The organism is Pontibacter harenae (assembly GCF_020907245.1).
Taxonomy (GTDB): domain Bacteria; phylum Bacteroidota; class Bacteroidia; order Cytophagales; family Hymenobacteraceae; genus Pontibacter; species Pontibacter harenae.
This window is the reverse complement of sequence record NZ_JAJJWH010000032.1, coordinates 15,385-38,792: the sequence shown is the minus strand read 5'-3', so window position 1 is coordinate 38,792 and position 23,408 is coordinate 15,385. Positions and strand designations below refer to the sequence as shown.

Genomic DNA, 23,408 nt, shown 5'->3' with positions numbered 1-23,408 from the left:
ATTATTTATATTGTAATTGAAATTGTTCATTGAATTTACTCGTCCATTCAGCATAGTAAGAGGCAAAGAATATGTCTTCAATATCGTCAAAGGCCTTTTCTACTGCGTAATTGGCAACATGTGTTTCTACCTTATCTCTTAGGTATAAGATAAATTCGCTAACATTAAAAGATGTGTTATTTTTATCTGCCCAATTCAACAGTCCTCTTACTAATTCTTCCTTTGCTTCTTTAAGTAAGCTCTCAATATAGTCGGCTAATATGAAGAGCGTGTAAGCTTTTAAAATGCGACATTCCGAATTATCAGGATTAGAACGGAGTAATCGCATAGTAGAGCCTCGAAGGTGTTTTACATTATTAATAAATTCACCTGTTCTTTCATCCTCTGTTAAACCGATGTATTTATGTATGGTAAGAGCTGAATCCACTTCATTCATGATATCATCGTGTAAGCTGGCTGGAACTAGCTGCTCTGTTAATAGTCCGTCTTCAGTTATCTCATTCCACTTTTCTTGAAATGCTACTCTGCTATACTTCGCATTAAAGTAATAGTAAATCTCATCTTTTACGTACTGGTTTTGTTGTAAAGGATTGTGAATTTCAATAGCAGTGCGGCAAAGCTTGATCATATCATCAATAGCCTGTAAGCGCTTTTCCTTTATTTTACTATAGATAAACTTTGTAAGATATTCCAGACATTTACTAATAACCGTAGCCTTACCAGATGCTATATCATCAGCAGCATCCTGTTTTAGATTGGCAATTGCCATACGTGCTGCGTTCTTTGATGAATAGCGGGTTATTAGTTGCTCTAAAGAGCCATAGTAATCATCATCCTGTTTCTTAGTGAAGGAAATGTTATACAGCTTATTTTGATAGTCTATAGTATAAGAATCAATGATGCCAATAGAGAGTAGGCGGTACACTGCTTTAGCTGTGTCTTCTTGACTACGAGGTGCGAAATAAGCTCTTTGCAGCTCCAGAGACAAGGGCGAATTCAAATCCTTTAGTTGCTCTACCATTACCTCATCTTTCACTAGATTCTGAATAAAATCAGGATAATCCAGCCCATTATAAACTGCCTCCCTTAATAATCCTTTAAATGATGGTTCAGTTAGTTTCTTTTCAGCTAGCAACTGTTGGACAACTTTTGTTTGTAACACCTTTTGGAGGTGCTCGCTATTTAAAATGAAGTCTCTCTCAGTTCTCGATTTTTTTGAGTAATAACGGTTAGTGAATGGTACTGGCAATTTCTTTGAAGCGCCAAAGGCCATATCATTTAGCATCTTCTCTAAGCCAATCTCAAACTTAGTATTAACAATCAGGCGCTTGAACCAACCTTGTAGATTTGCAACTCCTGCAATCTCTGCAAATGGGATCTTGCTTTTTAACCACTCAACTATCTCGTAGCATAAAGCGCTATCTCCTAGGTCAGGATAGATGCCAGTATTGAAATTATCTAAATAAATGTAACCAATACCAGTACCCTCTACTGTATTGATGAATACTCTGTTGCTATGATTATTTCCGCCAAGTTTGATAACAAACTGCATTGTATCGTTTTCGAACAGGTCATTTAGCTGGTCGGTAAGCATTTGTAAGTTGGTGTTATTGGGATACACAATCTTACTTCGCAGTTCATAAATCATAACACGTTCTTTCATCTGACCCTTAAAGGAGTTCTTGTGAAAGTACATCAATACATCCTTGTCCAGATGGAAACCTTTTGGGTGGGTGCTAAGTATAGGGCTGTCGTCATTATAGAGAATAATTGAAGTAGATAGCTTGCCATCCCGACCGGCTCGACCGGCCTCCTGTACATAAGACTCTATTGATTGTGGAATATTGAGATGGATAGTCATGCGTACGTTTGGCTTGTCTATTCCCATGCCAAATGCTTTAGTGGCCACCATCACCGATTCTTGGTTATCTTTAAATAAGTCTAGATGTTTGAACGATTCCTTGTCAACTATATCGGCTCCCTCGTCATCCCCGCTGCCCATAAAGTAGCCAAGCACCTCATCCTCGAAACAATGTATGGTCTCACTTTCGCCGTTCGTAGCTGCTGTCTCCCTTATATCTATATAATGCGGCTTATCAAATACACCGTGAGATTTCATACCGTTACGGATACCGAGCCAACCTTGGCGGTGTGGAGTAAAGACTATAATACCGTAATTGAATTTCCTGCTATCAGATTCATCTAAATAACTAAATGGATCATTGTTAATACTGAGCCTGTTATAAGCTTGCTGTTTATAACTTTCAATAGCTTTTTCTTCATTCCCTGCATGCTCCTCGAATAATTTTTGCCGCATAGATAAGGGCATAAAATTCGTGTAGGACTGGGCGATAATGTCTTCTAAGGCAGATTGGTTATGGAAAGTTTTAAAAAGTTTACGCTTGTTATTTATGAACTGAAAGACTGTGGCTTGTTTTACACCACCTATACTTTCACGCAAAGACTTTTCAGTTAAATTTTCAAGCCCGTCAAAACTGGCTGGTACTTCTTTAATGATATAATTGATTTCGTCACGTACGCTATTCTCGAACCGCACAACAGCATTGCCATCGTTTTCTTTTATATTAAGTTCCCGTTCTATATCCGCAAGTACGTCAAACGAGGCAGTAGCAGTTAAGCCGAACAAGGGTATTGGTTCTCCATTATAGGTAATACAGAATTCCTGCGCATTGTCTCCTAAATTAAGATAAGGCACCCTGAAGTCGTGACCCCACTCTGATACGCAGTGAACCTCGTCAATAACAGCGTAAGAAAAGAAATGCCCTCTTCTAATGGCATTATCAAGTGCTTTGCGGAAGTCATCAATTACGAAACGCTCGGGTGAGACAAATAGGAACTGCAGCTGTCCGTTTGAAAGCAAATTATGTTGGTTGTAATTTCGTTCAGCAGTTGTTAGGGTAGAGTTAATAAACTCACATTTATCTATGCCAATTTCTTTCAGTCCATTGTACTGGTCCACCATTAGTGAACGGATAGGGTCAATTACAATAGTGGTACCTGGCTGCAGCATAGCAGCCAGTTGATATGTAAGTGACTTACCACCGCCAGTAGGTAGTAGCCCAATTACTGACCTCAGTTGCAAGGCACGGTTCAGTATAGGCAGCTGCCCCTGTCTGAAATCTGTCTTCCGGAAGATATCTTGTAATAGTTTTCTAAATAAGGTAGCTACTTCTTCTCTGGGCTCATATAGTTCGTTTTGTAAATGGTCGACTACAGGACGATATTTTATGGCAGGTGCAGATATGACACCAGTACTTGTTTGGTAATTTGTATAATGTGCACTCCTGATACGAACGCAGTTCTCAGGAACCTGCTTATCATCTTTGAAAATACCTTCGCGCCACAACAAGGATATATCTAGCACCAAATCAAACTGGGCGGAGATAAACTTTTCTAGTGGCTCAGGTTTATTAGAGCCATGCAGTGGGTGGTTAATAAACTCGGGTGTGGAGTATACCTTTAATTCAACCTCGGGTAAATAAAAATTTGTAAAGGCCAACTCAGCAAGCGTCTGTAACAACTCTTGCAGATCGGTGAGGGCGGCGTGGGCACATGGAAGATCACGTTCTAGTACGGCAAGCTTTATAACCTGTTGGTGTTTTAACTCTTCGTAGTTTACCATCAGGTACTGCAGCAGCATTCGCTGCAGGCGTGCTACTCCAAATGGTGCCAGTGCGGCGGCAGTAATGGGATTATTCAGATATGTCTCGTCACGATAATTTTCTGCAGTTAGTTTTATAAAGTTGTCTGCAGTAAGCTTCGCTATGAAGTCATTAACATTTTGGTAAGCTGTATCTTCTTTTATGTGGCTGATATCACGGGATAACTGGGCAATTTCAAAATCCTTCAGGTCATCAATATAGTCTTTGTGGTAACGCCTGCCATCTACTTCCACTACATAGGTAGTATGGTGTTTTACTTGCACTAATTGCCTATACCTGTTTAGGCGTTCGGCAACTATATCGTAGGGTACCTCCAAACTAAGGTCAACCCGTCCCTGGTTATTGTCACGCGTAAACGAAGCGCGACTTCGTTGCTGCTCTATAAGCTGCGCCAAGTAACTATGTTGCTCAGGTATATAGGTGAGCAAGAAGTTACGCTCAAAGTTACTATCAGTATTACTTAGGTTTAGGTACTGACTACGATTTTTAGCCCTGCTATCTATAGCATGAAAAGATTTAAAAAAGGGATTTAAACTTTTGCTGTCATACTGGCCCGAAAGCGGAAAACTTACTTTGCCTCGTTCTGGTATATCCTGTCTGTTAGTGAGACGTAGCGTATCGGCGAAGTGCTGCTCTACATTCACACTAGCAAGCGTTGGTAGCCCCCTGGTAAGAATATTAGTGGCAACCGCTAGAATAGGATTGATTCTGTGAGGTAATTCTAAATTAAGCCTTGATTCGGTATCAAATGTGCTCAGTTGACGCAGTAGCCCATTAAGTGCTGCAGCTTTGTTATTGTGACGAGCATATGAATGTAAGTTGTCTCTTACTGCCTCAAGAAGATAACCTGCTTGGTATTGTGACATGAAAATGAATTGTTTAAGTCTGTATTTTCAGCATGAGTCAGTAATGCCTACTCTAGTCAGATTTACTTGTGCCTGCAGTTGGTGTTATTTGCCAAAATATTAATGCAATCTATAAAGTAAATTTAATTAAATCATGTTTGCTAAATATTTTTAGGGTTTTGGTTTAGAATGTATGATGTAGGAATAGATATGGCAGCGAAGGTGTTACCAGGAAGTTATGTGCGAGATAACTATCCAGGTAAGCTGCCCCCACTGCCACAGCGCCAAGGTAGTAAAAAACGGGGTAAAGCGCACGGGGAGGCAGAACTTCCTGTGCCGAGGCTGCAGCAAGCAGTTCCAGAACGAATACCGCTACCGCGGCGCCGACCCCGCAGTAGGGGGGCTCATCCTTCGGATGCTGGAGCGCAACAGCGGCGTCAGGGACATTGAGAGCGTGCTGCACGTGAGCAGGCGGTGCGTGCTCGGCACCCTTTGCAGGCGTGGGGCTGGGGCATGTGTCAGCCCCAGCCGCAAGTACTACCCTTCTGTGCAGCTAGACGAGCTGTGGAGCTTTGTGGCGAGGCGGAAGAAAGGGAAATGCTAGCTTATCTACGCCTACAGCCCCGATTACGATGAGATCATCGGCTACTAGTGCGGAAGCAGAAGCGCTGATACGGTGGAGAGGCTGGTGGAAAAGCTCGGGGAGGTGGACCAGTACTGCACCAACACCTGGCGTGCCTTTGCCAAGGTGCTGCCAGCCCAAAGGCACAGGGTGGGCAAGGAGTACACTAAGAACATAGAGGGGGTTAACACCTGCCTGAGGACCAGAAACAGGCGGCTGATGAGAAGGACAACCTGCTTCTCAAAAGAAAAAGGAGAACCATCTGGCAAGCCTGAATATCATGTTCAGCCATAGAAACAAACAAAAATGCAAACATCATACTTTATGAAACACAACTGAATATTTTAATCATTCTCTAATACTATTTTTTATAGTTAGTTTGCGCAAATAATTTGAGTATGTATCATCAAGAGGTTATTTGTGTACAACAATTATGAGTAAAGCTAGATTGAACAATATTATTAAGGAATTTGGATATGACCCAGGAGTAAATTTTAACCCTAATATCTTGCAGGATGCGTTAAAGGAGGAGCTTACTCCTGAGGAGCAAGAGGAGTTTGATGAGTTTATTAGAAGCACTAAAAATCCAGACGCTATTGCGGAGTGGCTTGGCGAGAAAGCGGATGTCTCTAAATTAATTTACAGTTACCAGATTCATGCTTCCGTAGAGGCGGGTGTAAAGGTATATCAGCTGGTAAGGCGTCTAGCCCAGAAGAACAGCCGTTTATTAGAATTGGGTTGTGCTAATGGTTGGTTTCTTGAATATTTAAGTTCTGCTGGGGCAGGTGTAAAGACTTTTGTAGGAATTGATAGAAACATACATTTTACAAATGAGACTCTTGAGTACCCTACTTATAGCTACGAGTTACATAGTGCTACATATGAGGCATACCAATCAGATGAGCCTTTTGATTTCGTAGTTTCAATTTTTGGTGTAAAGCCTGCAGTTGTTAGCTATGAAGTATTAAACTCAGGCATTTATTTAAATGATAATCCAGCTTATAGAGAAGAAGCACATAAAAAGTTTGCAAGTGTTTTAGCAAATCTAGACAACCTGACTAAAAAGGATTCCTATTTCATGATTTCAGAAGGGTTTGAACATGGAAAGGACTTCCTGCAGTTGATTTATGCCTTTGGCAGACATGGTTGGAAGCTATTGGTTAAAGACAGTGAAGTATTACGAGTTCCCTTACCTAGTAACCAGGCAGTGGTCGAACTAATACATGTAATGGTGTTTAAGAAGACGGATGAAGTTGAAGAATTTAACTCAAAGGTTGAAGAGAAATATCTGAGAGTGTATGAGAGAAGGTACTATAAGATGTAATCATAAAAGTTAATATCAATCATCTGCTTTTTTCATATTTAATGAACATTTTTTCGGAACCAGGCCTTACACCCACAGACGAAGTGGATAGAAAAAATGAGCCCGACCAAGCGGGCTCATTGAATAATATGTTAAGGCAGTTGCTTACCAGCTTATCCACACCCTTAAGACTATATCTAGACTATCAGATCCATACCTTATAAGCTAGTTTTTTTTACAATTTGACTTGCACCTAACCAGACAAAAAGACAAGCAACAGTTTTCTTCCTGTTTAGGCGCAATTTGTTTATGATTTTTTGATTTCAAATCGGTCGAAATAGATATGTTCTAACTCATTGCGAAAATTTTCAGCTAATTCAGTTAAGTTAATGATTCCATTACCTCGTTTTAAAAGGGAAATGTGAGGCTGAAATACTTTAGCTCCAAATGCGTTTTTGGATTTTGTACTCGGCTTCCGCACTCCTAGAATCTCAGTATTTTCAAATTTGGATATCTGCTCGCGATATCTTTCAATTTGAGCACGCAGCTCAGAAGTTTTTTGAAGTCTGATCCCTACTTTATTATTTGCTGGCAAAAGATTAGGATCTGGATTTTCTCCTCCAGGGCGCATAACCATAAATCTTGTGTACTTAGTCTCTAAAGTATGATTGCAAGGTTGAATAATTTCGGGAACTTGATCAAAAGCATGCTTTGAGTAATATACTGTTATATGTAATCCCGACAGTATATATTTGGGGTTAATAACATGCTTTTCAAGGAAAAATTTTCGAATTCTTATTTCAGATTCTTTAGCTAAGTGTAACAAAGCCCATGTCTCTGTTGTTACATTAAATCCTGCTTTCGCGAATGCCTCTTTCATAATTTACAATCTTGTCCAACTATTTGCTCAACGCAAACATAAACTTATCTGCCATATTTACGTAATTGCTTGGAAGCATATTCCCTGTTCTTTTCGGTGCTCTTGTGTGAATTGTTCATTTTTCAGCCATACCTCATTGTAGTAATTCCAACAGAATTTCATTACCGTTGGGTGCCGTTCCTACAAGCCAGCAAAAAGTGAGCGACCGCAAGCTTTTCTTTTGTTGTATTGGCTGTTACTCACGCTTAAGTGTAGTTGAAATAAGCTCATCAAGAGGTCATTTGCACCAAAGCTTTGATTATATAAGTAGAGGTACCTGACAAATGGCACCTTTTTATCCAAATATATTCTCGTAATCTCGCGTTATAACGCGGGTGATGCTGACTAAGAAAGCACAAGGCATGTTGCCACACACTACAAGATGGAGTCTCTCCTAAAGAAAAATCCCAAACCAGAACCCAACTGCTTCCAACCTTTTCCAACGTCTTGGAGTACGTTCGTTTGAATATAAATCTGCTTTTAAGCGAGTAGCGCCCATAGAATCCAGGATTCGTAAAGCTCAAAGTATGAGAGTAGTTGCTTTAGCGTCCGAATAGTGTCCGAAGTAAATGAGAAAAGGCCTCCAGTGTATGCTGGAGGCCTTTCAAGTAGACCGAAGGAGTGAATTTTTGAACCTTATTCACAATAATTTAGTGGCTTTGGAGGTGTGGATGGGTTAACGAGATACTAACGGATAAGGTTAGAATACCCTCTGCTTTTTCTTATGTATCACATATAAGAGAGATACCACTAGAATACCAATTAAATATGTCGTTATTCTTTGGGCTTTTTTAACTCATATAATTTGTAGGCGGGTGAGAACTGATTCCACTCTGTAATATTTATCAACCAAAACTTTAATTGGCTTGCTGGTATTGCTTTTGTTAGCCGGAAATTGCATTGTTGAAGAACATCCTCATATGTTTCAGGGAAATCATTTATTTCTTTTTCTATAGATTGTAAACTCGATGTCGGGTCTTCCCCCAACTCATTTAATAAAGAATCTTTGAAAACATCTTTTACTTGAATCAATATAGGTGAAGGCCTTGCTTCTATTAGGTTAAACACTTTGCTGTGCCTCTGGTATAGGTCTCTTGTAACATATGAAATTTTTAGATTGATAAGCTCTCTTAGGAACTCTAAGGTGTAAGTTAACAGCTCAGAACCATACTGCTTTCTTGTAGCGTAACTTACTGCTGTTTTTTCAGCAGGAGAAAGATATGTTGCACCATGTTGCCAGTTAAAACTACCGGTCTTAGTTTGTTCAGTCATGTTTTGGAAAGAGGCTGAACTTCTTTCAAACAACTCGCTATTTCTTAAGTGTATTTTACTAAGGTCGAACACCTCTCTGCCGAGTTCAAGTAACTTCCAATCTTCAACAGGGTTTACACCTCCTAATCCATTTTTGATTATACTTTCAATAAATAAAGTAGAGGTTCCATGGTATAGATCAATCTTTAATTGATTGTTTTTATTTGAAACCTGCTCATTTGTTAAATACATGTGGTTGCTATACATTTAGGTATATTATAATTCAATTATATGTTGCTCTACACAGGTAGAGCAACATCTTCCTCTAATATTTACGTGAAAACTTTTTCATTCTCGGAGCATTATGACAGCTAAAACTCCCTGCTATTGACTTATTGTTTTGTGGTGAAAAGCCAGTTAAATATAGAGTAAATTATGAAGCAGGCCAGCAAGAAGAGGCCTACATAGAAAGCGGCGGTAAACGCAAATTCGAGTACTACAGCAACAAAGGAAAAGATTAAAGCGACAATGCTCAATACTATACCTACAAGCGCTAAACCTCCTATTATCAGGCCTATTATGCCTACTACCTTGGCTAAACCTTCTAAGCCTATTCTCCCCAGCAGGAAAGCAACAAATACAATCCCGCCTCCAAGAAATAAAGCAGGGAGCATGGAGCCAATATTTTCAACGGTTTCCACAGAGCTGGCAAAAGCTTCAATAGGAGATAGAAAGACTAAAGAAAGGAACAGCAGGGGGATGTAGAGTTTTCTCATTTATACATTGTTGTTAAGGTTATTTTTAAAAGAATGGACTCTGCCTAAGCAGCCACCGTACCGCCAAAGCTTGAATAATGGTCGAAGATAAAGCCGTAGAGCTGGTTTGACTTCTCCTGTATCTCCTCGGGCGTAAAGGACTCTGGCAAGCCTTTTTGCTCGTCCCACAGGTAATTGTAGATAAAGGTGCGTACATCGGCTTGTGAGGCTTCTTTCTCGCGCCAATGGTCGTACTTCTCCTTGTTTTCCTTTAGGGCCTCTAGCAGCTCCTTAGCTACTTTTTTGATGCGCTCGCGGTCTGCCTTTGAGAGGTTCGGCTTCTGTAGCTGGTCGAACAGGGCGAGGTGCTCTTCGGCCAGGTCTTCGCGCACGGCGCGTTTCTCTTCCTCGCTCAGGTCCTGCATAAAGCGCATCAGGCGCTCGAAGGTCTCCTCAATGGTGCGGCGATCCTTCTCGTAGTTATAGTCGGCTATAATTTCCTGGTAGCGCCTGTAGTAGTCCATACGGAGCGGGTTCTGGCGCATCATCTTTGCCAGCTTCTGCTCAATGTAGTTCTTCAGGTTCTGAACGGTGGTGTTGCGCTTCTTCGACTTGGCGAACTCATCCTTGAGCTTATTGAAGTCAATGGTGCTGATGTCGTAGAGCTTGTGATTCTCTTCCTCACCCAACTGCCACACAGGCACCACGGCCTCGTCCACAATCTGGTGCAGTTCTTTGAGGATATCGGTGATGTCGGCTTTATCTTTGTCGCTCTGCAGGCTGCCGTATATAATGCTAATGGCATCGTGGTCGGTGCGATAGTTTAGCACGCCATCTATTGTGAGGCAGGCTTTAAACTTCTTGAAAACCTCGCGGGCCAGAATCTCGAAATGCTTGCGGGTTTCTTCGCTGTAGTTGATAGCTTCTTTGGCCGCCAGGATTGCAGCGGCTTGGCTAAAGGCGGCGTTCTTGTCCTGTATGGTGTCCAGGTCAAAGCCTCGCTCCAGTAGGTAGGCGCGGGTCATGTGGATGCTTTCTTCCAGCTCCTTCAGCAGTTCCAGGCCTGGCTTGGTGGGATCTTTGGTTGTGCCTTCTTCGCCGCCTCCCGGGGTACCGGTGGCAAAGGTGGCCAAGGCCTCGCGCAGACTTTTCAGGATGCCGCAGTAATCTATAATCAGGCCGTTGTTCTTGCCCTCGTGCACGCGGTTGGCTCGGGCAATGGCCTGCATCAGCGTGTGGGCCTTCAGTGGTTTGTCCAGGTACAGCGTAGCCAAGCTCGGCACGTCGAAGCCTGTGAGCCACATGGCGCAGACAAAAGCTACGCGGAAAGGGTGCTCATCCTGCTTAAAGGCTGTCTCTAGGTCAATGCGCTTGCCGTCGGCTGTCTCAAAGCCCTGCTTCATGCGGGTGCGGTGCGGGATGATGTCGAGGTCCCACTTACGAAAGCGCTCTATCTCGTTCTGCTCGTCGCTCACCACCACGGCCATTTCGGTTTGCTCCATCCAGTCCTGCTGCGTCTTTAGCTGCTGTATCTCGTCGCGGTTGTTGCTGGCCTCGCGCTTTTCCTGCAGGCTACGTTTTTTCTCCTGCCAGTACTTCTGCACAAGGTTGTACATGCGCACGGTAGTAATCTTATCGATGCACACGAACATGGCCTTACCGCTTTCCCATTGGGTGGTGTAGTGCTCCACAAAGTCGCGGGCAATGGCGTCCAGACGCTTCTCAGCAGTGATGATGTGGTATTCTCGAGCCAGCTCCTTCTCCAGCAAGGCCTCTTCGTCAGCGTTCAGCTGAGAGTTCAGTTCGTCAAGTTTCTCAGCTATCTTCTCGTTTATCTCGGGGGTGTTGAGCTGCAGTTTCTCACCCCGGCTATCATAATACAGGGGCACGGTGGCACCGTCATCCACAGCCCGTTGGAAGTCGTAGGTGGACACGTACTGCCCAAAGATGCGGGCGGTTATCTCGTCGTTCTTGAACAGCGGGGTGCCTGTGAAGCCGATGTAGTTAGCGTTGGGCAGGGCGGTGCGCATGTTCAGGGCCAGACGGCCGTACTGGCTGCGGTGCGCCTCGTCTGAAATCACAATAATGTCGGAGCGGGTAGAGTAGGGGCTCTCTTCGGTAACATCCTGGTTGAACAGGTGAACCAGCGTGAACAGGTAAGACTTGTCTGCCTGAAACAGCTCCTGCAGATGCTTACCGGAGCTGGGGCGGCAGGGGTCGGCGTCGTTATCCACCAGGCCGCTGCCGGCGTAGGTCTTGTAGATTTGGTCATTGAGCTCTACCCGGTCGGTGACTACCAGGAAGGTGAAGTTGCCGGGAATTTTGCGGCGCACTTTCTCTGAGAAGAATACCATTGAGTAGGACTTGCCGGAGCCCTGCGTATGCCAAAACACACCTAGTTGGCCGTTGTTGTACTCCCGGTTGCGCACAGCCTCCACAGCGCGGTTAACGCCCAGGTACTGGTGGTTGCGGGCCACAATCTTGACCAGCTTGCCTTTGCTGTCGTCGAAGAGGATGAAGTTCTCGAACAGGTCCATGAAGTTGGCCTTGGTGCACACGCCGCGTAGTAACAGCTCCAGGCTCACTTTTCCCTCGGCCTCCTCCTCCAGGCGCTTCCAGTCGTTGAAGTGGTCGTACTTACCCGTGACGGAGCCTATCTTGGCCTCGTGCGCATTGCTGATGACCACAAAGGCATTGGCATCGAACAGGTGCGGGATGGTGTTCTTGTAGTCGGAGAAGTTCTTGCTGTAGGCCTCCTTAATGTGGACGTTGACGTTCTTGAGCTCGATGAATAGCAGCGGAATGCCGTTCACGAAGCCGATGATGTCGGGGCGGCGGTTGTAGATGGTGCCGCTCACCTTCAGCTCACGCACGGCTAGGAAATGGTTCTTGTTTTCCGATGTGAAGTCGAAGACTTGCAGGCGGGGCTTCTTGAGCTCGCCGGAGGCGGTGCGGTATTCTACCACTACGCCGTTCTTGAACAGGTTATACTTCTCGCGGTTCAGGCGGATGTTTACATTGTGGCCAGCGCGTGTTTCGGTTAGCTGCCGCATGGCGGCCTCATACGCCTCGAAGGGCAAACCTGGGTTCAGCCGCTGCAGCGCTTGGCGCAGGTAGCGCACCAGGTATACTTCCTTATCGGAGGTGCGGCCCAGGGTGCCCTCCGGCCCCAGCACTTCCTCGTTGTAAGCAAATACGCTCTCCCAATCCAGTTCCTCGTGCAGGAACCGGGCGGCTTCGGCTTGTACCAGGTTGTCTTCGTTCAGCTGGTTCATACGGTGATTTCTCCGTTTATGAGTTTAGGCAACAGTATGGCGCGGGCTTGTTTAAGTCTGTAGTTTTGGTATTGTAGTTTGAGTATCTGGTTGTGCATTGGTTTTACCAGCTCATCAAATGCCTCTGATATTGTTTTTGAAGGTAAAACCACATCTAAGTTGTAGGCGTGATTCCTGTTCAATCCAGGTACTGCCGCGTCGCTGTTAATGAATGGTAGGTACTGTAAGGCAAAGTATAAGTGTAGATTAGTTTCCTCGCAGCTGATATAGTATACCGTATCAATAGGCCAGCAATTTTTGTCAGACCAGTAAACGCTGCCTACATTCCCCTTTCTACCAACAATAATGGCAGGCCCTTCAACTAACGCCTTTTCATTTGTGCCTACTACACCACTTGAACCATAAACGGGAAAGTCACCTGCTACTCTATCACTTTCTTTTAGAGCTTTACCATAGTTAAGGATTATCGTATCACCTAACTTCTTTTTCTCCCATCCCTCCGGCACGCCATCTACGATGTTGGTATGTTCGTAGCCGGGGAAACGAAGGCGCACAAACCATTCCTCGTACAGTAGCCTCGCCGATTTCTCCAGCAGGGCAATGCGCTTCAGGTTGTTCTCTATTAGGTCGTCGTAGGCACCAACTATTTTACCTATTCTTCTCTGTATAGAAATTGGAGGTATGTCTATGAACATTTTCTTTACATGAGTAGGACCAAAGTTTGGTTGCGCTCCTCCCGTTACAAACTGTTCAATTTGATGCTTAAATAGTGGTGACCTTAAATAGCAATACAAATAGTTATTATCTAAGGCTTCTGTATTTAAACTTCTAAACCTAATAACACTTGTATTCATCATTAGGGGTAGGTGTTCACTTTTTATCCTACCTATCTTCCCATATGTATTACCAGAACTTGCTACTACTATATCACCTTCATCTACTAAAAAATGACTGTATTTAGTTTCGAACTCTACTTCTGAAATATATTTGTCAGTATTAGAAATATTAATGGAACCATCACCTAGAATGTTAGTTACGTTTATAACCTTCATGCCATGCTGTGTCCACTGCCAATTTCTTAGTCCTGGCCCTTCTTGAAAAAAGACACACTCTGGGAAAGGTTTTGTATCAAAATTTGTAAGCATTTGTAGTAGGCTCTATACTAGTTCCTCAAAATTTTGCTGAATCGTTTGTGCCAGTTCGGCGGCTTCCTCGTTTAAGCCGGCCAGTTCCAGGTGGATGTCGCGCAGAGCTTCTTCAAAATCAAAGTCCTCGTCTACCTCCTGCGGGGCCATGCCCACATAGCGGCCTGGGGTCAGGCTCCAGTCGTTGGCCTCTATCTCGGCTATACTTGTTAGCTTCACCAGTCCCTCCACATCACGCAGTTTCGCCTCCGGGAAGCGCGTCTGCAACCAGGCGGCTTGCTTATGGAAGTAGGTCATCAGCTTCAGCTGCTCGGCTGCCTCGTGGCGCTGTGCGTCCAGTGCCTTGCGTTGCTGTGCTACAGGGCCCTCGGCGGTAACCGGCAGAGGCCGGTTTATACTTTTGGCAATTGCGGTGGCGGTATCCAGGGTGCGGGTGGCAACCTTGTAGAGCAGGTCGAGCTGCTTTGTAAGGCCTTTAGCTTTGGCAGCCAATGGTTCAAAGGCCTTGCGTGCCTGCTGCTGCCAGTCATTGCTATGCAGCACGCTTGGGCACCAGGTGTCGCGGTAGCTGGCCAGCTCCTGCAGCAGTGCCTCGCGATCGTGGGAGTAGTTGCCAAAGGCCAGCTCCCACTCGTGGTAAGTAGCCTCCAGCTCCGTTTTCGCTACCTCTGCCTTCGGGGCCACTTTCAGGAAGTCCTTCACAGCACCTTCCAGGTTTCGGAGAACGGAATCATAGGCTTGCAGCTGTGCCGGCACCTTAGCGGCCTCCTCGCATACCTGGTTCAGGTAATCATTCACCAGTTGCAGGTAGCGCTCCTGCTGGCCACGGTACAGCCATACAATGGCGGTCAGGTTCTGGAACTGCTCTGGCGAGAAATCGTATACTTTGCGGGTAACTTTGCGGAATACGTTGCGGGCATCCAGCATCAGCACCTTATCATGCATGGCGGCTGGCTTGCCTTTGTCCAGGAACCACAGCTCGCAGGGCACGGTGCGGGTGTAGAAGAAGTTGGAGCGGATAGAAATCATGGCATCCACATGGCCGGTCTCCACCAGCTTGCGGCGCACCTCTTTCTCGGCATTGCCCGCACTACTCGCCTGCGAGGACATCACAAAGCCTGCACGGCCTTTATCGTTCAGGTAGCTGTAGAAGTAGGATACCCACAGATAATTGCCATTGCTTACCTTCTTGCTCTTGTTCACACCCGGCAGGCCGAAGGGCAGGCGTGGGTCGTTCTTTATCTTTTCGGCGTCTACCTCATCCACGTTGAACGGCGGGTTCGCCATCACAAAATCAGCACGGCCCAGCAGGCTATGCTGGTCTTCGTAGAAGCTGTTGCCCTCGGCTATACTTCCCTCCAGGCCATGCACTGCCAGGTTCATTTTAGCCAGGCGTATGGTAGCAGCTGTTTTCTCCTGCCCATAGAACGTTACCGCCTCATGTGCCGGTTTGCCCACTTTCTCCAGGAAATGGCTCGTCTGCACAAACATGCCGCCCGAACCACAGGCAGGGTCCGTTACGATGCCGTGGTCCGGCTCAATCACGTTCACGAGCGTCTGCACCAGCGAAGGCGGCGTGAAGAACTCGCCGTTGTCCTGGGCCCCCTGCATGGCAAACTTCATCAGGAAGTACTCATAGATGCGCCCGAACATATCACCGGAAGCAGACTGCAGCGCCTGGTCGTTAAAGGTTTTGAGCAGGCTCTTGAGCACATCGCTCTCGAATATCTGGTAGTCCTTCGGCAGCACGCCCTGCAGCGGCGCATAGTCCGCCTCAATCAGCTCCATGGCTCTGATAATGGCACCAGCCACGTCCTGGTCAGATGGCAGCGTGAGCAGGTACTCGTACTGCGCCTCCGGCTGCAGATAAAGCGCACTCTTGCGGGTAAAGTCTTCTTTGGTGATAGGTCTGGTCACGCCTCCACGCGAAGGCAGCGTTGCCTCCACTTCGGCCTTCACCACCAGGAAGCGGTTGTAGGCGTGGCGCAAAAAGATAAGGCCCAGCACGGGCATATAGTACTCAGTAGAAGTCAGTTTCGAGTTAGAGCGCAGTTGATCCGCGGCAGACCACAGCCTACGCTCCAGTTGTTCCAGGTTTTCCATTAAAAATCAAAAGGTATTTGGCTTCTAAACTACCAAAATGCACCTGTTTTCACAATCTATTGTTATAAATAAATTATAATTTCGATATATTAAATTTATATCATATTGTTTAACTTTATGTTATAACTTTAGCTTATTCATATAGCCTTAGCTTACTGTAGGAAAAGTTAAAGCCTTTAATAGGAGTGCATAGTAAATTATAAGTTTGTGAACTCTATAATTTATTTTAATGTAACGATATAAGGTTTTTTAGAGCCTACAGATTGCCTTAGCGCTTGATTGGGAGAACTAGAAATATCTTGTGGAGAACACTTTATCTCAAACGTATGCTTTTTTACCACTCCTGTTAAGATAAGTGTTATATTGGACTCCTTTTTTAGCCTAAGTTCCAATAATTTTACATGCATATTGAGAAATACCTTTCTTTCACATTCCAGGATAAAAAACCTGAAAGCAAATACCAGTTGATACTTCATAAAGTAGCCGCTGATTATGCAAGCGACCCTAATACCCTTAGGCTGGAATTGATTGAAAAATACAGCGCTCTTTTAGGCGATAGGGAGAAAGATATTGAAGAGAAGTACGCCTTCCTCAGTTATCAGGAAAGTAGATTTAAGGGTGAAGACAAGCTTTTCCTCGACTTTGTGAAGTGGAGCTATAAAGACCTGTGGCATGAGGCATATGACTTCTATGTTTTGACGTGGGTCAGGAATACAATTAAGCCTGTTGCCAAAGGTTGGCTAAAGAGTCGGCAGAACATTTCTAAGGTGGCTATCTCACCAGATAACGATCCAAGAATAGTTGTTATGGAAACGAAGAAAACATCGATATCTGGTGATAAAATTCGATTCTGGTTCGCTGGGGAGCTTCTGACCGCTAACCAAAAAGGAGAGCAGATCATGTATGAGGATGATTTCGACCTGTTCATGCGCTCCTGGTTTGCCGATACGGGTGATATTGCCGTCATTCCTCCTGGATCCTATCTGAAAACCAATGTAAGCGCCCGCTATTTGATGGATGTGATAAAACGCTTCTACCGTGGCTACGGAAAGAATATACACAACAAGGACCTGCGGCGAAAAATGATCGAGCTGATGCCGCAAACTTTTGAAAAGCTAAAGGATTTCGAGCTTACTACCATCTATAAAAACCTATAACTGTATGGCCCATGCCGCAGAAACGTATGGTAGAACAATAAAAAGTATATGGTAGATGAGCGGATTCATATGGTAAAAAAATGAGCAGCGTTTTTTTAGTTTGCTTTGATCCATTGTTCAACCATAATCCTAAAAACAATGGATTCCATTTACCTATTCCTGGCACTGTTGGTGATTCCAGTAATCATCCAGGGCATCACTGAGCTGTGTTTCGCAGCACGGCAAAAACAACCCACCAGTAGCGCAAAAGAGGCAGACAAGTCACTTCAATGCCCTGCAAGCCAACCCCACGTAGCACCCTCCCCAGAGTGTGACGCGTCATGATTCCTGTAAGTATATTTCAGAATTTCAACGAAACTACGGAGAACAAGCCCCTAGCGGCTGTTCTCCACAGCATTCAGCGTGGCGACTACCGCAAAGAGGTGGATCAGGTACGCTCCTTTAGGCAAAATGGGCAAACCGAGGCATACGAGCAGGCAAAGAAAAGCCTGCCAGGCTTCACCCCCTCAGGCATCTTTGAAGGAGGCCGCAGAATGGAGCACCTGCAATCCTATTCCGGAACAGTAGTGCTTGACTTTGACAAGCTAACAGATGAGGAGCTGGCTAGGGCAAAGCAAGCAAGCTGCGAATCGCCTTATACCTACGCCGCCTTCACCAGCCCCTCGGGAAACGGGCTGAAGGTGCTGGTGCGGGTGACAAGTCTGGCTGAAGCGCACAAGCAAGCATATAAACAGGTGAAGGAACACTATGTATGTTTGCTGGGGCTGAAGGTGGACGAGTCGGGCAGCGACGTAACACGCCTGTGCTTTGTCTCCTTCGACAGCGACCTTTACCTGAACGAGTCTGCCTCCATTTTCCAGGTGAATACTGTTGCTGCGCCCGTTGCCGTGGTTAGCAACAAAAGGCAACGGCAGGCAGGCAACAGCGGGCAACAGCCAGGCAACACACACCTAGATGACGCGGAAGCGGTATACAGGCACTGTATTGCCCTTACGGAGCGAAGGTACAGCTACGCGGAGGGGAGCCGCAACAGCTTCGTGCACCAGCTGGCCTGCAACATGAACCGCTACGGCGTGCAGCAAGCGGAGGCTCTTGGTTTCCTGCTCTCCGACTACAATTTCAGCGAGCAGGAGGTGACGGCATCGGTGAAGAGCGCCTATGCCCATGTGCAGGAACACGGCACCTTTACACTCCGCGCCGATAGGAGCGCAGGGCAACAGCCCAATGCCGCAGCGGCCACGCGTCCGCTACAGGCGGCAACACAGCCTCGGCAACAAATGGCAACAGCATCGGCAACATGGCCAGCCAATGACCTTGATGATTCAGAGCAGCATGCCCCCAAAGGGGAGACGTCAGGTGACACCCACATCGACAGGATTGAGGAATTCCTCCTGGCGCGGTACGAATTCCGCTATAACAGCGTCACCAGCAGGGCAGAGTACAGAACCAGCGAAAGGGGAAAGTGGAGGCTGCTGAGCGACCGCGCCGAGAGCACCATGCTACGGGAGCTGAAGAAGGCGCAGGTGCGCGTAAGCCAGGCGGAGCTGCGGGTACTGCTCTCCTCAGACTTCTGCCCGCTCTACGATCCCTTCAGGGCCTATTTCAAGAGCCTGCCCGCCTGGGACGGCGAGACGGACCACATTGGCGAGCTGGCCGTAACAGTTACCACCACCGACCAGGAGCAGTGGCAAATGTGTTTCAGGAAATGGTTTGTGGCCATGGTGGCGGGTGTGCTGGATGAGAGTGTGGTGAACCACGCGCTCATCGTGCTCAGCGGCGGGCAGGGTCTGGGTAAGACCACCTGGGTGCTGAACTTGATTCCCGATCAACTCAAGGAGTACCTGTACTCGGGCGAGATCAACCCCAGCAACAAGGACACGCTGCAGCAGCTGTCGGAGAACATGCTCATCAACCTCGACGAGCTGGAGAACCTTAACCGCAGTGAAATAGGCGCGCTAAAGGAGATGGTGACTAAGAGCGAGATCAAGGTACGCAGGGCCTACGGCCACCACCACGAGAAGATGCCCAGGAGGGCCAGCTTCGCGGGCTCGGTGAACACGGCCCAGTTCCTCAACGACACCACGGGTAGCAGGCGCTTCCTCTGCTTTGAGGTCACCGATATCGACTATCGGCACGAGGTGGATCTGGAGATGGCCTACGCGCAGGCACTGCACCTCTACAGAGAGGGCTTCCGCTTCTGGTTTGACAAAGAGGAGATAAAGCTTATCACCTCCAGCAACGAGCGCTTCCAGGTGCGAAGCGTGGAGGAGGAGCTGCTGCTTACCTGGTTTGAGAAAGCCAGCGAAGACGAATCCTGCCTTTTCCTGACCACCTCGCAGATCGCGGCGAAGCTTGCCGAGAAGGCAAAGATCAGCGTCACTGACGCCAGCGCAAACAAGCTGGGAAAGGCCCTCAGGAAGCATGGATTCGAGCGGAAAAAGCGGGGCAGCAGCTACGGCTACTTGGTGCGCGAGCTGACGTGGGAGGAGGTGGATGGCAACAACAGCCAGCAGCCAGCCTTGGCACCAGAGACGGTTCCGCCGTTCTAATACAGTAGCCTCCACAGAAAGCGGGTAAGATGGGTAAGCGCTTTTCGGGTAAAAATGGAATTTATCTTACCCGAAGAGAAAGCAGCGGGGGCAAGGGGATACCAGAACCGCCGCAGCGCCTCCTAAAGGCCTTTTTCGCCACAGGCGGTTCCTTGCAAATCACCATGAGAAGAGCGGGTAAGCTTTTGTTGCCGACTTTGCTTACCCATCTTACCCGACATGTGGGGAGACCTGATAAGCTACCGACACAGCAGCGGGAAATTGAAAGCACCAAAAAAACTTGAAGATGCCTGAGGGTATACGGAAAACTTTATTACATTTGTGTAACAAAATATTTAGATATAACGATAAGAGAATATGAAGCCAGCAGATAAGGAGCTACCAATAGTGGACATACAGGTGGATAGCTTCTCCACCTGGCCCTTTAGGATGTCTACCTCTGAGGAGCAGCAGGCCTCCTACGAGCGCTACTACAGCCGAGTCTTTTCGGTGAAGGACGCCTTCATCACGGCTAAGCGCTTCCACGACTGGCTACGCTCAGGGCTGCTGCCCCTGGATATTCCCGAGGGGAAAAAGAACCTGATGAATTTGCCCGAGTTCATTTGGGTAAAGCTTATCAGCAGGCTACGCCAGGTGGGCACGCCCCTGGAGCACATCCAGGCGCTGAAGGAGTACCTCTTCGCTGAAGTAGACGTGCAGGCGCTGGCGGCGGAGGCGATGCAGTCGGCCGAGAATCAGGCTTGGGTAGGAAAGATGCTCGACCGCTCGGGTATGAGCGAGGAGCAACGGCAGGCAATACAGGATGAGATGGCCTCAGACGCGCCCTTCGCCTCCGTGCAGGGCAAGATGAAGTACACCGTGCTGGACTCGGTATTGTTCCACCTGCTGGCCAGCCGTGACGAGGCGGGGGTGCAGCTGCTGCCCGAGGGCTATCCCGTGCTGTGGATGGAGTCGTCGGGCGAGCCGCGCCTGAAGACCACCCACGTCTACCTCTCCATCACCGAGCAGGTGGATATTTTCCGCACCAGCGGGATATGGAAGGAGAAAGCGGAGAAGCTAGACGAGCTGACGGCCGAGGAGTGGCAGGTGGTGTGGGCTATCCGCGACCGCAGGGCCAAGGAGGTGACGGTGAACTTCGTGGAGAAGGGGGAGCGGCGGCGGCTGGACATCACCACCACCACGGGCGAGGTGCTGGACCTGGCGAGCCTGAACGAGGAGGCCATCCAGAGGATCATCCAGGGCAAGTTCACCGACGTTAGGATGAAGGGGCAGGACGGCAAGACGATCTATATAGAGCGAAAGAAGCGCAGGCGCGTGTAAAAGCAGTACTTCCAACATTGTAGATTCTGATTCAGTAATGGAGCAGTGCATTGATCCAAGTCTGTTGGCAGCAATGCCCGTCAACATAAGGCAACAGGGAATAGCAACAAATGGAAACTGCCTTAGCAACAGGCTAGGCAACAGAATCAGCAACGCCTTACAGGCGCGGCAACGGCAAAAATGCCTTTAGCAACAGAGGCAAACAGTAATTCAAGAGCGGCAAACCTGTAAAAGCAGCAGGTAAGTCACATTAACGGTACTGAAGACCTCAGACCGAAAAAAGGAAGGGCCACCGTACCGGAAACACTGGACGGAGGCGCAAACGGACCACTCCGTGCAAACCTTAACCAACCAAAAACAACAGTTAACAAGACAGCAAGGCCGGAAAAGACAAAAGGCACAGCAAACATTAGTAAATGCTTCCAATCCAGGGGAAAGCCAGGAACAGCCATCGCAGCAGGAAGAAGGCCTCTACCAGCTGGTAAAGGAGGACGATGCGCTTCAAGTCTACCACACGGCAAGGCTACTGGACACGCCAGGCTACAGCCACCTGAGTGTGGAGGAGGCAGGCGAGATGGTGGAGCAGATGCTTCGGCTCTCCACCCTGATGTACGAGATGCTCCTGGATACGGGAGAAACACCATTGAAAGATCACTATTTACCTGAGAAATCAGCGGTATCCGAAAGCAATTATGGCAGCAACGACTAAGACGATGAGAAAGCAACCGAAAGTAACAAACGGCAACTACCCAGAAGCAACAGAAGGCAACTCCGACCTGAGCATCTTCGCCCGTCCGCAGCAGATCGGCAAGAAGAAAGGCAAGGCAGTTTCCAGAGGCAAGGCGGCCGTTATATACACTCGCGTATCAACAAAAGAGCAGGCCGAGACGAACCAGAGCCTGGAGACACAGCTCGACAGTTGCCGCGCCTACGCCCAGCGCAACGGCTATGAGGTGGTGGGTGAATTCGGCGGCACCTACGAGAGCGCCAAGTCCGACGAGCGGAAGGAGTTCAAGCGGATGCTCGACTTCGTGAAGAAGAGCCGCCACAATATCGGCCACATCATCGTCTACAGCCACGACCGCTTCTCCCGCTCGGGCCCCAGCGCCGCCTTCATCGCCGACGGGCTGCGTCAGCTGGGCATCTCGCTGCTGGCCGTCACCCAGCCAGTGGACGCCACCACGCCCATGGGCGTGCTCATGCAGAGCATCTACTTCTCGATGGGGCACATGGACAACCACCAGCGCAGGGAGCGCTGCACGGCGGGCATGCTGGCCATGGCCAGGAAAGGCTACTGGCCAGGAAAGGCACCCATGGGATATGACCAGTATAAGGTGAACGGGGAGCAGGTGATAAAGCCCAATAAACAGGGCAAGCTCATCCGCCTGGCCTTTCAGCTGAAGGCAGAGCAGGGCCTGAGCAATACCGACATTATCCAGCGACTGAAGGCGCAGGGGCTTACGCTCTACGACCAGACACTCACCAAGATCTTCCGCAACCCCTTCTACTGTGGCCTGATCACACACGGGCTATTGGGGCCAGATGAAGTTGTTCAGGGAAGGCACGAGCCGTTGATCTCCAGGGAGACCTTCCTTCGGGTGAACGGGCTGCAGGCGCAGAACGCACACGGCTACACCCAGGTGAAGGAGGACGAGCATCTGCCTTTGCGCCACCACATCAAGTGCGGAAGCTGCTTAAAGCCGCTCACGGGCTACGAGATGAAGAAGAAGGGCATCCACTACTACAAGTGCAACACCAAGGGTTGCTGCCTGAACCGAAACGCAGGGAAAATGCACGAGCTCTACCTGGGATTGCTAAAAGAGTACCAGATAGACCCAGTACTTCTGCCGCAGGTGCAGGAGATGATGTCACAGGTGTTTAAAAAGTTGAGCCAGGACCACGAGCAGGAGGAGAGACGCCTGAAGCTGCAGCTGACGGAGGTGAAAAAGAAGCTGGAGATGCTTGAGCGGCGCTATGCTTATGGAGATATTGAGCGGGAAATTTATACTAAGTTCAGCGGTGAGGTGAAGGTGGAGGTGCGGGAAATAGAGGTGAACCTGGAGAAACTCTCTGGCCCTTTATCGAACCACAGAACGCTGTTGGAAAACGGCTTGAAAATGATGCTAAGTCTCTCATCCACATGGAGTAAGGCGGACGTGTCGCAGCGAAAGAGGCTGCAGGCACTGGTGTTCCCGCAAGGGGTGCAGTATGACCGTGAAAAACAGGCTTATCGAACCACCCGCGTAAATTCCTTTTTCGGCCTTGCCGCAGAAATATCGCAGAAAATGGGGCAAAAAGAAAGAGGGAAAAGCGATCCTGAAAATCACTTTTCCCTCTTGGTAGTCCGTAGGGGAATCGAACCCCTGTTGCCAGAATGAAAATCTGAAGTCCTAACCCCTAGACGAACGGACCGTTTTGCTGTAATGCGATGCAAATATAGCGGGTGTTTTTTTATTTGCAAGCCCCTTGCTGTGGATTTTT

General features: G+C 47.6%; 15 protein-coding genes, 1 tRNA gene and 1 pseudogene. 8 read left to right on the top strand and 9 right to left on the bottom strand.

What is annotated here, in order from left to right; all coding sequences use genetic code 11:
• Position 1 precedes the first annotated feature (1 nt).
• Positions 2-4,549, bottom strand: a complete 4,548-nt coding sequence (locus tag LN893_RS20985) for a DEAD/DEAH box helicase (protein ID WP_439651215.1) — start codon at positions 4,547-4,549, stop codon at positions 2-4.
• 217 nt (positions 4,550-4,766) lie between these two features.
• On the opposite strand from LN893_RS20985, the pseudogene LN893_RS20980 reads away from it, so the two are divergent.
• Both LN893_RS20980 and LN893_RS14855 read left to right on the top strand, forming a co-directional pair.
• Positions 4,767-5,478 (top strand): annotated as a pseudogene (locus LN893_RS20980) (IS1 family transposase).
• A 105-nt stretch (positions 5,479-5,583) separates the two neighbouring features.
• On the top strand, positions 5,584-6,474 hold the full coding sequence (locus LN893_RS14855) for a class I SAM-dependent methyltransferase (RefSeq protein ID WP_229971397.1): 891 nt from the start codon (positions 5,584-5,586) through the stop codon (positions 6,472-6,474).
• A 286-nt stretch (positions 6,475-6,760) separates the two neighbouring features.
• On the opposite strand, the gene LN893_RS14850 is transcribed toward LN893_RS14855, so the two are convergent.
• From LN893_RS14850 to LN893_RS14825, 6 genes are all read right to left on the bottom strand, one after another.
• On the bottom strand, positions 6,761-7,333 hold the full coding sequence (locus LN893_RS14850; RefSeq protein ID WP_229971394.1) for a hypothetical protein: 573 nt from the start codon (positions 7,331-7,333) through the stop codon (positions 6,761-6,763).
• 813 nt (positions 7,334-8,146) lie between these two features.
• Complete coding sequence (locus LN893_RS14845) at positions 8,147-8,875, bottom strand: hypothetical protein (protein WP_229971392.1); 729 nt, start codon at positions 8,873-8,875, stop codon at positions 8,147-8,149.
• A 140-nt stretch (positions 8,876-9,015) separates the two neighbouring features.
• Complete coding sequence (locus tag LN893_RS14840; RefSeq protein WP_229971390.1) at positions 9,016-9,399, bottom strand: hypothetical protein; 384 nt, start codon at positions 9,397-9,399, stop codon at positions 9,016-9,018.
• A gap of 44 nt (positions 9,400-9,443) precedes the next feature.
• On the bottom strand, positions 9,444-12,653 hold the full coding sequence (locus tag LN893_RS14835; RefSeq protein ID WP_229971388.1) for a type I restriction endonuclease subunit R: 3,210 nt from the start codon (positions 12,651-12,653) through the stop codon (positions 9,444-9,446).
• The gene (locus LN893_RS14830) at positions 12,650-13,798 is read right to left on the bottom strand and encodes a restriction endonuclease subunit S (RefSeq protein WP_229971386.1); all 1,149 of its coding nucleotides are present in this window, start codon (positions 13,796-13,798) and stop codon (positions 12,650-12,652) included. Before LN893_RS14830 ends, LN893_RS14835 begins: the two co-directional genes overlap by 4 nt.
• A gap of 12 nt (positions 13,799-13,810) precedes the next feature.
• Positions 13,811-15,901 carry a type I restriction-modification system subunit M gene (locus LN893_RS14825; RefSeq protein WP_229971384.1) on the bottom strand — a complete coding sequence of 697 codons (2,091 nt, stop codon included), beginning with the start codon at positions 15,899-15,901 and terminating at the stop codon, positions 13,811-13,813.
• A gap of 401 nt (positions 15,902-16,302) precedes the next feature.
• Here LN893_RS14825 and LN893_RS14820 point away from each other — a divergent pair, with 401 nt between their 5' ends.
• The gene (locus LN893_RS14820; protein WP_229971382.1) at positions 16,303-17,058 is read left to right on the top strand and encodes a hypothetical protein; all 756 of its coding nucleotides are present in this window, start codon (positions 16,303-16,305) and stop codon (positions 17,056-17,058) included.
• 196 nt (positions 17,059-17,254) lie between these two features.
• Here LN893_RS14820 and LN893_RS20575 read toward each other — a convergent pair whose 3' ends face one another.
• Positions 17,255-17,380 (bottom strand): hypothetical protein, encoded by a 126-nt coding sequence (locus tag LN893_RS20575; RefSeq protein WP_255710073.1) that lies wholly within the window; start codon positions 17,378-17,380, stop codon positions 17,255-17,257.
• Between LN893_RS20575 and LN893_RS14815 the strand changes: the two genes are divergently transcribed.
• The 5 genes from LN893_RS14815 to LN893_RS20780 all read left to right on the top strand — a co-directional run bounded on the left by LN893_RS14815 (position 17,379) and on the right by LN893_RS20780 (position 23,305).
• Positions 17,379-19,607, top strand: coding sequence for a VapE domain-containing protein (locus tag LN893_RS14815; protein ID WP_229971380.1), 2,229 nt, complete (start codon positions 17,379-17,381; stop codon positions 19,605-19,607). The genes LN893_RS20575 and LN893_RS14815 overlap by 2 nt on opposite strands.
• A gap of 29 nt (positions 19,608-19,636) precedes the next feature.
• A complete protein-coding gene (locus tag LN893_RS14810; protein WP_229971378.1) occupies positions 19,637-19,891 on the top strand; it encodes a hypothetical protein in 255 nt (84 codons plus the stop codon).
• Positions 19,892-19,964: 73 nt separating this feature from the next.
• Positions 19,965-20,927: a hypothetical protein gene (locus LN893_RS14805; protein WP_229971376.1), complete on the top strand. Its 963-nt coding sequence runs from the start codon at positions 19,965-19,967 to the stop codon at positions 20,925-20,927.
• 334 nt (positions 20,928-21,261) lie between these two features.
• A complete protein-coding gene (locus tag LN893_RS14800; RefSeq protein ID WP_229971374.1) occupies positions 21,262-21,636 on the top strand; it encodes a hypothetical protein in 375 nt (124 codons plus the stop codon).
• Complete coding sequence (locus LN893_RS20780) at positions 21,620-23,305, top strand: recombinase family protein (RefSeq protein WP_369427685.1); 1,686 nt, start codon at positions 21,620-21,622, stop codon at positions 23,303-23,305. The genes LN893_RS14800 and LN893_RS20780 overlap by 17 nt, the downstream gene beginning before the upstream one ends.
• Here the strand turns inward: LN893_RS20780 and LN893_RS14790 are convergent.
• Positions 23,265-23,339, bottom strand: a tRNA-Glu gene (locus tag LN893_RS14790). The genes LN893_RS20780 and LN893_RS14790 overlap by 41 nt on opposite strands.
• Between the last annotated feature and the right edge of the window lie 69 nt (positions 23,340-23,408).

What these genes read in the sequence shown, in the direction of transcription:
- LN893_RS14845 (WP_229971392.1), bottom strand. Translation starts at nt 8,875, where the DNA reads ATGTATTTAACAAATGAGCAGGTTTCAAATAAAAACAATCAATTAAAG.
- LN893_RS14810 (WP_229971378.1), top strand. Translation starts at nt 19,637, where the DNA reads ATGGGTAAGCGCTTTTCGGGTAAAAATGGAATTTATCTTACCCGAAGA.
- LN893_RS20575 (WP_255710073.1), bottom strand. Translation starts at nt 17,380, where the DNA reads ATGACGCGTCACACTCTGGGGAGGGTGCTACGTGGGGTTGGCTTGCAG.
- LN893_RS14835 (WP_229971388.1), bottom strand. Translation starts at nt 12,653, where the DNA reads ATGAACCAGCTGAACGAAGACAACCTGGTACAAGCCGAAGCCGCCCGG.
- LN893_RS14825 (WP_229971384.1), bottom strand. Translation starts at nt 15,901, where the DNA reads ATGGAAAACCTGGAACAACTGGAGCGTAGGCTGTGGTCTGCCGCGGAT.
- LN893_RS14840 (WP_229971390.1), bottom strand. Translation starts at nt 9,399, where the DNA reads ATGAGAAAACTCTACATCCCCCTGCTGTTCCTTTCTTTAGTCTTTCTA.
- LN893_RS14820 (WP_229971382.1), top strand. Translation starts at nt 16,303, where the DNA reads ATGCATATTGAGAAATACCTTTCTTTCACATTCCAGGATAAAAAACCT.
- LN893_RS14830 (WP_229971386.1), bottom strand. Translation starts at nt 13,798, where the DNA reads ATGCTTACAAATTTTGATACAAAACCTTTCCCAGAGTGTGTCTTTTTT.
- LN893_RS20780 (WP_369427685.1), top strand. Translation starts at nt 21,620, where the DNA reads ATGGCAGCAACGACTAAGACGATGAGAAAGCAACCGAAAGTAACAAAC.
- LN893_RS14855 (WP_229971397.1), top strand. Translation starts at nt 5,584, where the DNA reads ATGAGTAAAGCTAGATTGAACAATATTATTAAGGAATTTGGATATGAC.
- LN893_RS14815 (WP_229971380.1), top strand. Translation starts at nt 17,379, where the DNA reads ATGATTCCTGTAAGTATATTTCAGAATTTCAACGAAACTACGGAGAAC.
- LN893_RS14850 (WP_229971394.1), bottom strand. Translation starts at nt 7,333, where the DNA reads ATGAAAGAGGCATTCGCGAAAGCAGGATTTAATGTAACAACAGAGACA.
- LN893_RS14805 (WP_229971376.1), top strand. Translation starts at nt 19,965, where the DNA reads ATGAAGCCAGCAGATAAGGAGCTACCAATAGTGGACATACAGGTGGAT.
- LN893_RS20985 (WP_439651215.1), bottom strand. Translation starts at nt 4,549, where the DNA reads ATGTCACAATACCAAGCAGGTTATCTTCTTGAGGCAGTAAGAGACAAC.